This window comes from Pseudooceanicola spongiae (assembly GCF_014899185.1).
GTDB lineage: Bacteria > Pseudomonadota > Alphaproteobacteria > Rhodobacterales > Rhodobacteraceae > Pseudooceanicola > Pseudooceanicola spongiae.
Genome location: NZ_CP045201.1, coordinates 3,375,886 through 3,391,145 on the forward strand (window position 1 = coordinate 3,375,886; position 15,260 = coordinate 3,391,145).

A 15,260-nucleotide genomic window follows, 5' to 3' on the forward strand; every position below is an offset into this window, starting at 1 on the left:
GACGAACATGGGCAGTCTTAGACACGCGGCGCAGCCCGCTCAGACAAGAAAGGCCATGAGGAGGGTCAGGGTGAAAAACGCAGCCACGGTAGAGATCATAACGGCCAGAGCCGCCGCTCCCGAATGTTCGGTGTTCTGTGTCAGCAGGGGGAAAACTCCGAAAATCGGCATCGCTGTTGACAGGATCAGCGCGGTGGCCATGTCTCCGGTCGGCGCTGGCAGCGCGAATGCGGCCAGAACAGCGACCACGGCGAAGGCGACCATAGGGTGAATCACCAGCTTGAAGCCTGCGATGACGGCGGCGAGCCTGAGATTGCCCTGCATCGGCAGACCAACAAGCGATCCGCCGATGAAAAACAGTGCAATCGGAGAGGCCGCATAGCCGAGAAGTTCAAGTGGGCGATCAATGACATGGGGCAGTGGAATGCCCAGCAGAGACACGATCGCGCCAAGGATCAGGCCGGAGATCATCGGGCGCCGCAGAACGGACCAGGCGATGGCTGCGATGGTATGCACGGGGTGCCGGCGCTCGCGCGGGTTTGCGGCTTCGATCAGGGTCAACCCGATGGGATTAAGAAAGAAATTCTCGGCCAGCAGGCACATGGCAAGGATGGAGGGCGCGTATTCTGGATAGACCGTCTGCAGGATTGGAAACGACAGAAAGGCAGAGTTCGGTGTCGCGGTTCCCAGCACGCCGATTGCGCGGCGCACAGGGCCGAGCCCGCGCAGACGCAGGGTGATCCACATCAGCAGCTGGGTGCCAAGCCCGGCGCAGACCAGCGCCAGAAAGAAGCCGGGGTCGATCAGCTCGCGGAAGGGCTGGGTCGCCGTGGCGCGAAACAGCAGCGAGGGCAGGGCCAGAAACATCACGAACTTGCCAAGAGCAGCCATGTCGCGCAGGTCAAAGACCCTGAGCCTGGTCAGAACATATCCAAGGCCGACGATGGCAAAGACCGGAAATGTAATGGCAAGGATCGACAGCATTTAGCCGATTTTCCCGCCCGCATCCCCGATCTGGCCGCGATTCAGCAGCAGGTGGTCCAGAATCACGCAGGCCATCATCGCCTCGCCCACCGGCACGGCGCGAATGCCGACGCAGGGGTCGTGGCGGCCCTTGGTGATGATCTCGGTCGCCTCGCCGGACTTGGTGATGGTCTGGCGGGTCTTCAGGATCGACGACGTCGGCTTGACCGCGAAACGCACGACGATGTCCTGACCCGAGGAGATACCGCCCAGGATACCTCCGGCGTGGTTAGACGAAAACATCGGCTTGCCGTCGTTGCCGAGAAAGATCTCGTCCGCGTTGTCTTCGCCGGTCAGGCAGGCAGCGTTCATGCCCTCGCCGATCTCGACGCCTTTAACGGCGTTGATCGACATCATCGCCGCGGCGAGGTCAGTGTCGAGCTTGCCGTAGATCGGCGCGCCGAGGCCCGCAGGCACACCCTTGGCCACGACCTCGATCACCGCGCCGACTGAGTTGCCGGATTTACGCAGGTCGTCGAGGTAGGTCGCCCAGTTGCCAGCGGCGGTGGCATCGGGGCAGAAGAAGGGGTTTTCGCTGATCTGGGCGTCGTCGAACTGTTCTCGATCGATGCGATGCGGGCCGATCTGGGTCATGTAGCCGCGGATCTGCACGTCGGGCGCCAGGGCGGCCAAGGCCGCACGGGCCAGCCCGCCTGCCGCCACACGCGCGGCGGTTTCACGGGCCGAGGAGCGCCCGCCGCCGCGATAATCGCGGATGCCGTATTTCAGCCAATAGGTGATGTCGGCGTGACCGGGGCGGAATTTCTCGGCGATGTCGCCATAGTCCTTGGAGCGCTGGTCGGTGTTGCGGATCATCAGCTGAACGGGGGTGCCAGTGGTCTTGCCCTCGAACACGCCCGACAGGATCTCGACCTCGTCGGCCTCGCGTCGCTGTGTGGTGTATTTCGACTGGCCCGGTTTGCGCTGATCCATCCAGTGCTGCAGTAGCTCGGCATCGACGTCGATGCCGGGGGGGCAGCCGTCGACCGTTGCGCCAAGGGCAGGCCCGTGGCTCTCGCCCCAGGTCGTGACGCGGAACAGGTGACCGAAACTGTTGATCGACATGAGGCTCTCCGGGCGGCTTTGGTGCCCGGTTACCCCAATGCGCAAAGACACGCAATTCCGCGCGACGCCTGTGGGGGCGTCATTTCACCCGGCCCGCCGCAAAAGCACAGGCTTTGGCCGGGTTTGCCCCTCTTGCGCCCGATGCACCGTCCCCCTAGTCTCTGCCCCACCTCGGGGTGCCTGACAGGGCTGAGATGCAATGATGCGAACCCGTAGAACCTGATCCGGTTAAAACCGGCGGAGGGAAGGTCGGGCGGATGCGCTTCGCCAATCTTTCTCCGCCCGCAACTGTAAGGATGGATGCCATGAAGCATCTTGGATTTGTTGCGGGTTGTCTGATGGCCACACAAGCGGCGGCCCAGACTCCCGTGCTCAACGTCTATACATACGACAGCTTTGTGCCCGAGTGGGGCCCCGGCCCGGCGATTGAAAAAGCGTTTGAGATGGAGTGCGGCTGTGACGTTGTCTTCACAGCGGCCGGCGATGGTGCGGCGCTGTTGTCGCGACTGCGGCTGGAGGGCGCGCGCAGCGAGGCGGATGTGGTCGTCGGTCTCGACACCAGCCTGATGGCGCAGGCCAAGGCCACGGGGCTGTTCGCCGAAACGGACGTAAGTGCGAAATACGATCTGCCGGTTGACTGGATCGACACCACCTTCGTGCCCTATGACTGGGGCTATTTCGCCTTTGTCGGCAATGTCGGGGCCAAGCATCCGACGTCGTTCAAGGCGCTGGCCGAGAGCGACACCACCATCGTGATCGAGGATCCGCGCAGTTCGACCCCCGGTCTGGGGCTGCTGCTCTGGGTCAAGGAGGTCTACGGCGAAGAGGCCAGCGAGATCTGGAAAGGTCTGGCCAACAATATCGTCACCGTGACGCCCGGCTGGTCCGAAGCCTATGGCATGTTCCTGGATGGCGAGGCCGACATGGTGCTGAGCTATACCACCTCGCCCGCCTATCACATCATCGCCGAGGATGATTCCTCCAAGGAGGCCGTCGCTTTTGACGAGGGCAACTACATGCAGGTCGAAGTTGCCGCCAAGATGGCCAATACCGATCAGCCTGAGCTTGCGGACCGGTTCCTCGCGTTCCTGGTCAGCGATGCCGCGCAGGCGGTGCTGCCGACGACGAACTGGATGTACCCGGCTGTCATGCCCGTAGGCGGGCTGGCCGAAGGCTTCAAGCAGATCGTCGAGCCGGAAAAGGCGCTGCTGATGACCCCTGATCAGGCCGAGGCCGTACGGAGCGAGGCGCTCGAGGAATGGCGCAGCGCCCTGTCGCAATAGGCCGCAGATCCGGATATGTCGCGGCGGCGCTGATCCTGGCCTTGCTGGGGGTGCCGCTGCTGGCGATCTTTCTTCGGGCCGGGGGCGGCGTGCTGCCCGGCCCGTCCGATTGGGCTGCGCTACGCTTCACCCTGACGCAGGCGTCGCTGTCGGCGGTATTCTCCGTGGTTTTGGCGTTGCCGGTGGCACGGGCGTTGGCACGGAGGCGCTTTCCCGGGCGGCGGCTGATGGTGGCGCTGACTGGCGCGCCGTTCATCCTGCCGGTGGTGGTGGCTGTGATGGGCCTGCTGGCGATCTTCGGGGCACGCGGGCTGCTGAACGGAGTGGCCGCGCACTTTGGGCTCGGGCCGTGGCGGATCTACGGGCTGCATGGCGTCGTTCTGGCGCATGTCTTTTTCAACATGCCGCTGGCGGTGCGGATGATCCTGCAGGGCTGGCAGGCAATCCCGTCCGAGCGTTTTCGCCTTGCCGCGCAGCTGGATTTGCCGCCCCGACAGGTGTTTCGGCTGCTGGAGTGGCCCATGCTGCGGCAGGTGCTGCCGGGCGCCATGGCGGCGATCTTTGCCATTTGCCTTGCCAGTTTCGCAGTGGCGCTGATCCTTGGTGGTGGGCCGCGCGCGACGACGGTGGAGCTCGCTATTTATCAGGCCTTCCTGTTCGACTTCGATCTGGGGCGCGCCGCCGTGCTGGCGCTGATGCAGACCAGCCTTGTTGCCGTCGCCGCCATTCTGGCGCTGCTGGTGACGCGGATGGATGGCAGCGGCACCGGGCTGGACCGCGCCCTGCCGCGATGGGACAGCCCCGGCGGCTGGCGGCGGCTGGCGGACGGTGCTGGGCTGGCTCTGGCCGGGGTGTTCCTGATCGGGCCGCTGCTGGCTGTGGCTGTCGCGGGGCTGTCGGGCCTTGGCGATCTGCCCTCGGGGCTTTGGCCTGCGATCGGCAATTCGGTTGTCGTCTCGCTGCTCTCGGCGCTTAGCACGGTTGTGGTCGCGCTGGCGTTGTCCGCCGCGATGAGCCGGGTTGTGCAGGGCATCGGCTTGCTGCCTCTGGCGCTGTCGCCGCTGGTGCTGGGCACGGGCTATTTCCTGATCCTGAACCCGGTGATCGCGCCGGGCAGGCTGGCGCTGCCGGTGACAGTGCTGGTCAACACACTGATGGCGCTGCCGTTTTCCCTGCGTGTCCTCGCCCCGGCCTATCTGCGGGTCGAGGCGGACTTTGGGCGTCTTGCCGATACGCTGGCCCTGCGCGGGCTGTCGCGTCTGCGTTGGCTGCTGCTGCCGCGCCTGCGCGCGCCGCTCGGCTTTGCAGCCGGCTTGGCGGGGGCGTTGTCGATGGGGGATCTGGGTGTGATCACCCTGTTCGGCAGTGAGGACCGCCAGACCCTGCCGTTGTTGATGTATCGCCTGATGGGCGCCTATCGAAGCGAAGCGGCGGCCAGCTGCGGGCTGATCCTGATGGGCCTCAGTTTCGGCATTTTCTGGCTGTTTGATCGGGGGGGAGGCAAATCGCATGCTTGAACTGAAAAGGCTTGAGATCCGTCAGCAGAGCTTTCGCCTCAGTGCGGACTTTGCCGTCTCCGCCGGGCGCAGGGTCGCCGTGATCGGTCCCTCCGGGGCGGGCAAGTCGACGTTGCTGTCGGTGATTGCGGGGTTCTTTGCGCAGACCTCGGGGGAAGTGCTCTGGGACGGTCAGCTGCTGGATGGGGTCGGCCCCGGCAAGCGGCCGATTGCGATGTTGTTTCAGGATGGTAACCTGTTTCCGCACCTCGATATCGCGCGCAATGTGGGGCTCGGGATCTCGCCTGCGCTGCGACTGTCGGCGCAGGACCGGGCTAGGGTCGAGGACGCGCTGGCCCGCGTTGGCCTTGGCGGGATGGGGGCACGCCTGCCCTCTGCGCTGTCGGGGGGGCAGCAAAGCCGTGCGGCGCTGGCGCGCATCCTCGTACAGAACCGCCCTCTGCTGCTGCTGGACGAGCCCTTCGCCGCGCTCGGGCCTGCTCTGCGGGTGGAGATGCTGGACCTCGTTTCGGCTTTGGTGCGGGAAACCGGTGCCACCCTGCTGATGGTCAGTCATGATCCCGAAGATGCCCGGCGCATCGCCGAAGAGATCATTCTGGTTGATGACGGTGTCGCGCATCCGCCTGAGGATGCGGCCGCGATGCTGGCCAATCCGCCGGAGGCGCTGCGCCGCTACCTCGGCTAGGGATTGATTGACCGCAGCGCCCCGCGCGCCTATCCCGGACACATGGATTGGCTAGGCATAGACCGCATCGAAAATCGCTTCTGGAGCGCGGAGGGTGAAATCCCGCCGCAAGTCATTGCGACGGATCACAGGCTGATCGTCGGTGCGCCGGATCTGCCCATGCAGAGCATTCCCGGCAAACTCTGCCCGGAGGAGCTGCCACGGGGCGCTGAGGGGCTGTGTCTGCCCGGCCTTGGGCAGATGACCTCCGGCGACCGGCTGCGTCTTTTGGGATTTCAAACGCTTAACCCGCATTGGGATGGGCTGGCGCTGGTGGTTCAACCGGCGCGGACGCTCTGGGTGACGCTCAGCGCCGGTGAAGCGATCCACTTGCAGGCCAGTGCCACGGGACAGCTTGCAAGCGCGCTCGGCTGCGTGGGCGCTGTGCCGGAGGGGTTTGACGAAGCGATGTCGCGTGCCGAACGCCTGCCGTTTCAACTGGCGGAGGCGGAAACGCCGGGACAACAGCTTGCGGCGCTGCTGGGGGCCGAGATGGCAGCGGCCAAGCGCCTTTGGTTGGGCCAGCAGGCGGTGCTGATCGGGCGCGGGCCGCTGGCCAACGCCTACCTCGCGGCGCTGCGGGGCCTCTATGTGCCGGTGACCGAGACGAGCGAGGCCGCACTGGTGCGTGAAGGGTTCCGGGCGCTGGCCAAGGCGTTTCTGACAGCGGAGTGACGCGGCGCCAGTCGCTGTCCCGCTGACTTGCGCGATCCTGCGCGTCATGGGAAGGTCAGGTCCGACAGAGCCGCGCAGGGCGCGTGCGCTCAGACACTCAGGCCGAACGACGTGGAGGATTTCATGCAGACCGAACAGGCAAACCGCACAGCGGTGCCCTCGCAGCTTCCACAGGCGATCGAGCCGCGTAACCCCGGGATGCCGCTGGATATGGATTGGGTGCGTGGCGCGCAGGCGAACCGCTCGGCAATTGAGCGGCGCACGGCCAGCCTGCCCGGTCGGCGCAGCGTCAAGAAGGAGTTTCAGGCGGCATGGCTGTGCCGGGCGATCTCCTGCATCGATCTGACGACGCTGGCCGGCGATGACACCGAGGGCCGCGTGCGCCGTCTCTGCGCCAAGGCGAAACAGCCGGTGCGGCCCGATCTGCTGGAGGCGCTGGGGATGCAGGGCCTGACGACGGGGGCGATCTGTGTTTATCACGACATGGTGCCTGCGGCTGTAACTGCATTGAAAGGCTCGGGAATTCCGGTGGCTGCCGTATCGACGGGTTTTCCCGCCGGGCTGTCGCCGTTCCATCTGCGGCTGGCCGAGATTGGCGAGAGCGTGGCGGCGGGCGCGGCTGAGATCGACATCGTGATCTCGCGCCGGCATGTGCTGACGGGCAACTGGCAGGCACTTTATGACGAGATGAAGGCCTTTCGTGCCGCCTGTGGCGAAGCCCATGTGAAGGCGATTCTGGCGACCGGTGAGCTCGGCTCGCTGCGCAATGTCGCGCGGGCCAGTCTGGTGTGCATGATGGCGGGGGCGGATTTCATCAAGACCTCGACCGGCAAAGAGAGTGTCAATGCGACGCTGCCGGTGTCGCTGGTGATGATCCGTGCAATCCGTGACTACTATGAGCGGACGGGCATTCGGGTGGGCTATAAACCTGCCGGTGGGATTTCCAAGGCCAAGGATTCATTGGTGTATCTCAGCCTGATCAAGGAGGAACTGGGGGATCGCTGGTTGCGCCCTGATCTTTTCCGCTTTGGCGCGTCCTCGCTTCTGGGCGATATCGAGCGGCAGTTGGAGCACTATGTGACCGGCGCCTATTCGGCCAGCTGGCGGCACGCCGCCGGATAGGGCGGGATTTGGATATTTATAACAGGGAAACCTGGGTTGGGCGGAGCTAAGGGCATGGGCGTGAAAGAGATTTTCGAGACGATGGAGTATGGTCCTGCGCTGGAAACGGCCAGCGAAGCGATGGCTTGGATCGCGGCGCATGAGGGGCGGTTCGGACATTTCATCGATGGTCGGTTTACCAAGCCGGGGGCTGTTTTCGCGACGCGCAATCCGGCGACGGGGGAGGCTTTGGCCGAGATCTCGCAAGGGAGCCAGGCGGATGTGGATGCGGCTGTGGCGGCGGCGCGCAGTGCGCAGGGCAAGTGGGCGGGACTGGGGGGGCATGGCCGGGCTCGGGTGATCTATGCGCTGGCGCGGCTGGTGCAGAAGAACGCGCGTTTGTTTGCCGTGCTGGAAACGCTGGACAATGGCAAGCCGATCCGGGAGAGCCGGGACATCGATATCCCCTTGGTACATCGGCATTTTTACTATCACGCCGGGATGGCTCAGCTGATGGCGGCCGAGCTTCCGGGGCGTGAGGCGGTCGGTGTTTGCGGACAGGTGTTTCCGTGGAATTTCCCGCTGTTGATGCTGGCGTGGAAGGTCGCGCCGGCGCTGGCGATGGGGAATGCGGTGGTGCTGAAGCCGGCCGAGTATACCTCGCTGACCGCTTTGCTGTTTGCCGAGATCTGCGTGCAGGCCGGGGTGCCGAAGGGGGTCGTGAACATCGTCACCGGCGATGGCGCGGTGGGCGAGATGGTGGTGTCCCACGCCGGTGTGGACAAGGTGGCCTTTACCGGCTCGACCGAAGTGGGGCGGAAAATCCGTGTTGCAACAGCGGGTTCGGGGAAATCTCTGACGCTGGAGCTGGGCGGAAAGAGCCCCTACATCGTGTTTGAGGACGCCGACCTCGACAGCGCCGTCGAGGGGCTGGTCGATGCCATCTGGTTCAACGGCGGGCAGGTTTGTTGTGCCGGGTCACGCCTGTTGGTGCAGGAGGGGATTGCTGAGGCATTCTATGCCAAGCTGCGGGCGCGGATGGATAAATTGCGCGTGGGCAATCCGATGGACAAGGGCGTCGACGTCGGTGCGATTGTCGATCCGGTCCAGCTGGAGCGGATTCGCGGGATGGTCGCCGGCAGTGAGGGCGAGGTATATCAGCCCGAGTGTGATCTGCCGGAGGGATGCTATTACCCGCCGACGCTGATCACCGGGTTGGAGAGCGCCAACCCATTGATGCAGGAAGAGATTTTCGGGCCTGTTCTGGTCTCGACCACCTTCCGGACGCCGGAGGAGGCCGTCGCTGTCGCCAATGATACGCGCTATGGGCTGGCCGCGACGCTGTGGAGCGAGAACGTCAATCTGGCTCTGGATGTCGCGCCAAAGCTGGTTGCGGGGGTCGTCTGGATCAACGGCACCAATATGTTCGACGCCGCTGTCGGCTTTGGCGGTGTGCGTGAGAGCGGCTTTGGCCGTGAGGGCGGATGGGAGGGGCTGAGCGCCTATACCAAGCCCTCTGGCAAGCAGAAGGCCCTGAAACCGCAGGAGAAATTCAGTGGAGAGGCGGGCGTCGTCGAGGGGCTGGACCGCACTGCAAAGTTCTATGTCGGGGGCAAGCAGGCACGGCCTGATGGGGGCTATGTACGCCCGGTCTTTGGCAAGGGCGGCAAGGTGTTGGGGCAGGTCGGCATCGCCGGGCGCAAGGATTTGCGCAATGCAGTTGAGGCCGCGCGTGGGGCCAAGGGCTGGGCCGGGGCGAGCGGGCATCTGCGGGCACAGATCCTCTATTACATCGCTGAGAATCTTGAGGCGCGAAGCGCCGAATTTGCAAGCCGTATCAATGATTTGAATGGGGGTAAGGCGGGCGCTGACGAGGTCGCGGCGGCGGTGTCGCGGCTGTTCACCTATGCGGCCTGGGCTGACAAGTTCGGCGGCGATGTACGCTCGGTTCCGATCCGCGGCGTGGCGCTGGCGATGCGCGAACCCGTGGGCGTGATCGGCGCGCTTTGCCCGGACGAGGCGCCTCTGCTTGGCCTGATCTCGGTCATGGCGCCGGCGATCGCCATGGGCAACCGGGTGGTACTTGTGGCCAGTGAGCATGGCCCGCTGAGCGCGACGGATTTCTACCAAGTGCTTGATACATCTGATCTTCCGGGTGGTGTCGTCAATATCCTGACGGGCAGTCACGCTGAGCTGGCGCCGGTCATGGCGTCGCATATGGACATCGATGCGGTCTGGTCGTTCTCCTCCTCCGACGTCAGTGGCGTGATCGAGGCGCAGAGTGCGACGGACCTGAAACGGACCTGGGTCAATGATGGGCGGGCGCGGGACTGGTTTGCCGCCGAGGGCGAGGGGCGCGCCTTTCTGGAGGCCGCCACGGAGGTGAAATCGATCTGGGTGCCCTACGGCGAATAGGCCTCTGAAATCGTCGATTTCCGACGTCGGTATTGCGTCGGTATCTGAACGGTATCCGGGCGGTGCGTTTTCAGCCGCCGCCAAAAGAAAAAGCCCCGGCTCGATGCCGGGGCTTTTTCTGATCTGGCCGCAGGGAAAGGACCTCAGGCGGATTTCGGATCGTCGAGGACATCGCGCCAGGAATGCTTGGGCTGAAAGCCGACGAGGCTCTTGGCGCGGGCGTTGGAATAGAAGGTCTCGGTCTCGCCAATCTCGCCCTTGATCGGCACGTTGTCGTAGAACCGGGCGATCAGTTCGGACGAGGTGTCGGCGACGGAGTGATCGTCATTGGAGACGTTGAAGACCTGATAGCCGAGGCCATCCGTCTTGAGGCAGCAATCGACCATCTGACCCAGATCGCGCGCGTCGATATAGGCGAAGATGTTGCGCCGACGCTGCGCCGGGTTTGCGAAATAGGCGGGGAAATTTTTCTTGTACTCGTCCGGCTCGATCACGTTGTTGATGCGCAGCCCGTAGATGTCGAAGCCGCTGCGCTGCTGAAAGCCGAGCGCCGTCGCCTCGTTCACCACCTTGGACATGGCATAGCTGTCCTCGGGCTCGGTCGGGTGATCTTCGTCGATGGGCAGGTAGACGGGGCGACGCTCGCCATCAGCAAAGCAGATGCCATAGGTCGTCTCGGAGGAGGCGAAGATCACCTTGCGGATGCCGAACTTCACCGCCGCGTCGAGGATGTTGTAGGTGCCCAGCGTATTGACGCGGAAACATTCGTTGTCGGAGGTGATCATGACCCGCGGGACGGCGGCGAAATGCACCACCGCGTCGAAGGTCGGCATGCCTTCGCCCGACTCAAGCTCGTCCGGGGCGGCGTAGCTCATCATCACGTCATAGACCTGACCCGCGTCGGTGACGTCGATGATGCGGTTGTCGACGCCCTCCATGTGCAGAGGCGTCTTGTCGACGTTGAGCACCCGGTGCCCCTGCGCCACAAGATATGCGACGGCGTGGTGGCCCGCCTTGCCTGCGCCGCCAGTAAACAGGATCCGCATTATTCGTCCTCTCCGATCAATCAGTGCTTAAAAAGGGACGCGACGCCTCGGGGCTCAGGCCGAGACGGGAGGCGTCGCGTCATTCTCAACTCATTTAGATCTATAGTCAGAAGGGTCTAGGGCAAGGGCCCTGCGTGAGCGGGCTCAGACCACCCGCAGGCTGTATCCGAAGGTCGCAGTTGCGTGAGGATTGAGCAGCAGGCTGTCCGGGCGGTCGGCGATTTCGGGGCCTGCGCCGGCGCGGGCGGCCATGCCGTGCCAGGGTTCGATGCACAGGAAGGGCGCGCCGGGTTTCGTCCAGATCCCGAGGTTGGGGGTGTTGTGGAAGGCGAAGTGCAGCGCGGGGGCGGCGCTGCCAGGGGCCGAATAGATCAGCGCCTCCCCGGCGCCATCGGGGAAGATCAGCGCATCCCTGTCAAACAGGCCATGGTGCAGGGGCAGGATGCCGCCCGCGAAGGGCGAGGGCGCACGCTCGGGCATCAGATAGCCGTCCTGCAGGTGGGCGAGTGCGGGCTCTGCGCCATTGGCGAGGCGGATCTGGTGGCGGGCATCCCCCGCGCCGGGCAGTGGCCAGGCGAAGGCGGGGTGAAATCCGAGGCCGAAGGGCAGGACGCTGTCGCCGGTGTTCGTCACCTCGGCGCTGACGCTGAGGGTCGGGCCGCTGAGGCGATAGTGCAGCGTCAGGCGGAAGGCGCAGGGATAGGCGGCGCGGCTGTCGGCGCTGTCGCGGAGCACGTAGCTGCAGCTGTCCGGGGTGACCTCGGCGCGCTCAAACATGGCGTGCCGGGCAAAGCCATGCTGGCGCATCGGGGCCTCTTGCCCGTTGACGGCGATACGGTCATCGGGGCCGCGCCCGACGATGGGAAACAGGATCGGCGCCCGCCCGCCCCAGAAGGCCGTGTCGCCGTGCCAGAGCAGCTCGTCCCCGGTCGCGGTGGTGATGCTCTGCAGTTCGGCCCCGAGATCGGAGAGGGTGACGGTGAGCTCAGGGCTGGAGATCGTGGTGGCGACGGGCATGGCGCGGTCCTTGCTGCGAGGGGGTGTGCGCAGCGTTACGCAGGGCGCCGGGCAGGTGCAATGTGGCGCGGGCGCGCCTGGGGGGATTTCGGGCAGTTGGCGCTGCCCGAAGCCTCCGGCGGGGATATTTTCAACAGGGAAACGGGTCGGGCGTGCTCAGGCGGCGAAGTCGGCTTTGGCGTAGCCTTGCAGGTAGAGCAGGGCGGTGAGGTCGCCGAAGTTGATGCGCAGCTCGCACTCTGCCGCGACGGAGGGTTTGGCGTGCAGGGCGACGCCGGAGCCTGCGCGCGTCAGCATGCCGAGGTCGTTGGCGCCGTCGCCGACGGCGAGCACGTCTGCGTCGCTCAGGCCCAGTCTGGCGGTGATGTGCTCAAGCGCCTCGACCTTGGCCTGGCGGCCCAGGATCGGGAGAGCGACCTCGCCCGAGAGGGTATCGCCGCTTGTGAGCAGGGTATTGGCGCGGTTTTCGTCAAAGCCGAGGATCGCGGCGATCCGGGCGGTGAAGGCGGTGAAGCCGCCCGAGACCAGAGCGCAATAGGCACCGTTGGCCTTCATCGTGGCCAGCAGGGCGGGGCCGCCGGGCATCAGGGTGATCCGCGTGTCGAGAACGTGGTCAATGACAGAGACGGGCAGGCCCTTGAGCAGCCCGACGCGTTCGGTCAGGGCGCCGTTGAAGTCGAGCTCTCCGTTCATGGCGCGGGCGGTGATGTCCTTGACGCGGGGGCCGACGCCGGCCTCGTCTGCCAGCTCATCGATGCATTCCTGCTGGATCATGGTGCTGTCCATGTCCGCGAGGAGCATCTTCTTGCGGCGGCCCTCGGTCGGCTGGATGCAGAGGTCGATCTGCTGGGCTTGCAGGTCAGCCCAGACGTCGCGGAAGGTGTCCGGGAGGCTGGCGAGGGGGAATTCCGCAGCCTCGCCATCCGCGAGGACCCTGATCTCTCCACCGCCCCAGGCGTTGCGCAGGGCTGTGACCAGAGCTGTGTCGAGCGTTGGAGCAGTGGGGCTGGTGAACAGGGTGGCAGTGAACATCTCGATCTCTCCTTTGCGGGCCTTGGCTGCTTTTCTCATGCGGTGGGGCGAAGGGCCAGAGTCGAAAGTAGCGGGCTACCGGAGGTAGGGCACGGTGATTTCCCGGCTGGTCATGCAGGGCGCGTGCAGTTTAGGTTCGCGCAAATAATTTGAGCGGGACATCACCATGCTAAGATCTGACATCAACGAATTTATCCGCGAGGGCGATGCCTTCTTCCGCCAGCACGGCTTTATCCTGCCGCCCTTTGCCTATTGGACGCCGCAGGAGATGCGCGAGCGCAAGGCCGAGGCGGGCCTTATCCTTGAAGGCGGGCTAGGCTGGGACGTCACGGATTATGGTGATGGCCATTATGACACTCTGGGGCTGTTTCTGTTCACGCTGCGCAACGGCAACGCGGGCGATCTGGGCAAAGCCAGGGGCGGGCGGGTCTATGCGGAAAAGCTGCTGATTTCAGCGCAGGATCAGATTTCGCCCATGCACCGGCATATCGTGAAGACCGAGGATATCATCAACCGGGGGGGTGCTGTTCTGGTGCTGGAGCTGTTCAAGGCCGCGCCGGATGGCAGTATCGACCGTGAGGCGGGTTTCGAGGTGATGACCGACGGCATCTGGCGCAAGATGACAGCGGGCGGTTTGCTGGCGCTGCACCCGGGCGAAAGTGTGACGCTCACTCCGGATATCTGGCACGCCTTCTGGGGTGACGGCGGACGGGTCTGCATCGGTGAGGTTTCGACCGTGAATGACGATCGCACGGACAATATCTTTGAAGTCCAGATCGGGCGGTTTTCCAGCGTCGAGGAAGATGAAGCGCCGCTGCACCTGCTGGTGTCGGACTACGACACGAAACTCTAAGCCTCAGGGGGCTCTGCCCCCGCCGCGCGTGCCGCGCGCCTCCCCCGAAGTATTTCGGGCAAGATGACGGGGCGCCAAGGCTTCGCGTCTTTGCCCGCCCTGGCTCTTTCATCTTGCTGGAAATACTTCGGGGGAGCCGAAGGCGGGGGCAGAGCCCCCTTTCTAGAGCGGCAGCCTGGCAGGGCGGGAGTTTCCGATAGGCGTCGCGGGCCGATGAGATTGAGTAAAATGCGACATCGAGTGGTCTGTTTGCGTCTTTTGCTCGCTTGCGTGGGGGGCGAATCGTCCGTATATGCGTCGGCGGGACACCCTTCCCCAACGAAGGGCGCTTATCTGGAAGGATAGCTAGCAATGGCTACTAAACACCCGACGACAACGCCGGCAAACCCGCGTTTCTCCTCTGGCCCCTGTGCCAAAATCCCTACATTCACGCTCGACAAATTGTCTGATGCCGCACTGGGCCGCAGCCACCGTGCGGCTGTCGGCAAGGACAAACTGAAAGCCGCGATCGAAGAGACGCGCGCTATTCTGGGCGTGCCCGCTGATTACAAGATCGGGATTGTTCCGGCCTCCGATACCGGTGCCGTCGAGATGGCCATGTGGTCGATGCTGGGCGCACGTCCGGCGACGATGATTGCCTGGGAAAGCTTTGGGGCGGGCTGGGTGACGGATGTCGTCAAGCAGCTGAAGATCGATGCCGTGGTCAAGACCGCTGACTATGGTCAGATCGTCGATTTCGCTGAAGTCGATTTCAACACCGACGTCGTCTTCACCTGGAACGGCACCACATCTGGTGTGCGTCTGCCGAATGGCGACAAGATCCCGGCCGACCGCGAAGGTCTGACGATCTGTGACGCGACCAGCGCTGCCTTCGCGCAGGACCTGCCCTGGGACAAGCTGGATGTGACGACCTTCTCCTGGCAGAAGGTCATGGGCGGCGAAGCGGCGCATGGCATGCTGATCCTTAGCCCTCGCGCTGTCGAGCGGCTGGAAAGCTACACCCCCGCATGGCCGATGCCGAAGATCTTCCGCATGACCAAGGGCGGCAAGCTGATCGACGGTATCTTCAAGGGCGAGACGATCAACACGCCGTCGATGCTGGCGGTTGAGGATTATCTCGTTGCGCTGGAGTGGGGCAAATCCATCGGGGGTCTGCCCAAGCTGATGGCGCGCGCCGATACCAACGCCAAGGTGCTCTGGGACTTCTGTGATCGCAACGACTGGCTGAGCAACCTTGCGGAAGATCCAGCGACCCGCTCGAACACCAGCGTCTGTCTGAAGTTCACCGATGACCGCATCAAGGACGGCGCGGCCTTTGCCAAGGCTGTGGCCAAGAAACTTGAGACCTACCACGCGGCCTATGACATCGGTGCCTATCGCGATGCCCCTGCCGGTCTGCGCATCTGGTGTGGTGCGACGGTGGAATCCTCGGACATCGAAAAGCTGACGCTCTGGCTCAAGTGGGCCTTTGAGGTCTGCCTCGAAGAGCAGACCGCAGCGGCGTAACGG

At 64.4% G+C, this 15,260-nt stretch carries 13 protein-coding genes and 1 riboswitch; of the genes, 8 read left to right on the plus strand and 5 right to left on the minus strand.

Translation table 11 applies throughout. The features are described from left to right. Positions 1–39 precede the first annotated feature (39 nt). Both F3W81_RS15870 and aroC read right to left on the minus strand, forming a co-directional pair. Positions 40–984 (minus strand): AEC family transporter, encoded by a 945-nt coding sequence (locus F3W81_RS15870; RefSeq protein ID WP_193080148.1) that lies wholly within the window; start codon positions 982–984, stop codon positions 40–42. Further along, entirely contained in the window at positions 985–2,088 is a 1,104-nt protein-coding gene (aroC, locus tag F3W81_RS15875) for a chorismate synthase (protein ID WP_193080149.1), read from the minus strand. Between the two features lie 162 nt (positions 2,089–2,250). After that, positions 2,251–2,351: riboswitch (TPP riboswitch) on the plus strand. 42 nt (positions 2,352–2,393) lie between these two features. On the opposite strand from aroC, the gene thiB reads away from it, so the two are divergent. From thiB to F3W81_RS15905, 6 genes are all read left to right on the plus strand, one after another. Next, on the plus strand, positions 2,394–3,371 hold the full coding sequence (gene thiB, locus F3W81_RS15880; RefSeq protein ID WP_193080150.1) for a thiamine ABC transporter substrate binding subunit: 978 nt from the start codon (positions 2,394–2,396) through the stop codon (positions 3,369–3,371). Then, positions 3,347–4,888 (plus strand): thiamine/thiamine pyrophosphate ABC transporter permease ThiP, encoded by a 1,542-nt coding sequence (locus tag F3W81_RS15885; protein ID WP_193080151.1) that lies wholly within the window; start codon positions 3,347–3,349, stop codon positions 4,886–4,888. The genes thiB and F3W81_RS15885 overlap by 25 nt, the downstream gene beginning before the upstream one ends. After that, positions 4,881–5,573, plus strand: coding sequence for a thiamine ABC transporter ATP-binding protein (locus tag F3W81_RS15890; RefSeq protein WP_193080152.1), 693 nt, complete (start codon positions 4,881–4,883; stop codon positions 5,571–5,573). The genes F3W81_RS15885 and F3W81_RS15890 overlap by 8 nt, the downstream gene beginning before the upstream one ends. A 42-nt stretch (positions 5,574–5,615) precedes the next feature. Then, the gene (locus F3W81_RS15895) at positions 5,616–6,287 is read left to right on the plus strand and encodes a 2-dehydro-3-deoxygalactonokinase (protein ID WP_193080153.1); all 672 of its coding nucleotides are present in this window, start codon (positions 5,616–5,618) and stop codon (positions 6,285–6,287) included. Between the two features lie 123 nt (positions 6,288–6,410). Then, the gene (gene deoC, locus F3W81_RS15900; RefSeq protein WP_193080154.1) at positions 6,411–7,409 is read left to right on the plus strand and encodes a deoxyribose-phosphate aldolase; all 999 of its coding nucleotides are present in this window, start codon (positions 6,411–6,413) and stop codon (positions 7,407–7,409) included. Between the two features lie 54 nt (positions 7,410–7,463). Further along, positions 7,464–9,803, plus strand: a complete 2,340-nt coding sequence (locus F3W81_RS15905) for an aldehyde dehydrogenase family protein (RefSeq protein ID WP_193083939.1) — start codon at positions 7,464–7,466, stop codon at positions 9,801–9,803. A 143-nt stretch (positions 9,804–9,946) separates the two neighbouring features. Here the strand turns inward: F3W81_RS15905 and F3W81_RS15910 are convergent, their stop codons facing one another. From F3W81_RS15910 to serB, 3 genes are all read right to left on the minus strand, one after another. Beyond that, entirely contained in the window at positions 9,947–10,849 is a 903-nt protein-coding gene (locus tag F3W81_RS15910; protein ID WP_193080155.1) for an NAD-dependent epimerase/dehydratase family protein, read from the minus strand. 144 nt (positions 10,850–10,993) lie between these two features. After that, positions 10,994–11,866: an aldose 1-epimerase family protein gene (locus tag F3W81_RS15915; RefSeq protein WP_193080156.1), complete on the minus strand. Its 873-nt coding sequence runs from the start codon at positions 11,864–11,866 to the stop codon at positions 10,994–10,996. Positions 11,867–12,022: 156 nt separating this feature from the next. After that, on the minus strand, positions 12,023–12,898 hold the full coding sequence (serB, locus tag F3W81_RS15920) for a phosphoserine phosphatase SerB (RefSeq protein WP_193080158.1): 876 nt from the start codon (positions 12,896–12,898) through the stop codon (positions 12,023–12,025). Positions 12,899–13,064: 166 nt separating this feature from the next. Between serB and F3W81_RS15925 the strand changes: the two genes are divergently transcribed. Continuing rightward, on the plus strand, positions 13,065–13,751 hold the full coding sequence (locus F3W81_RS15925; RefSeq protein ID WP_193080159.1) for a D-lyxose/D-mannose family sugar isomerase: 687 nt from the start codon (positions 13,065–13,067) through the stop codon (positions 13,749–13,751). Positions 13,752–14,102: 351 nt separating this feature from the next. Beyond that, positions 14,103–15,257, plus strand: a complete 1,155-nt coding sequence (locus F3W81_RS15930; protein ID WP_193080161.1) for a phosphoserine transaminase — start codon at positions 14,103–14,105, stop codon at positions 15,255–15,257. Positions 15,258–15,260: the final 3 nt, after the last annotated feature.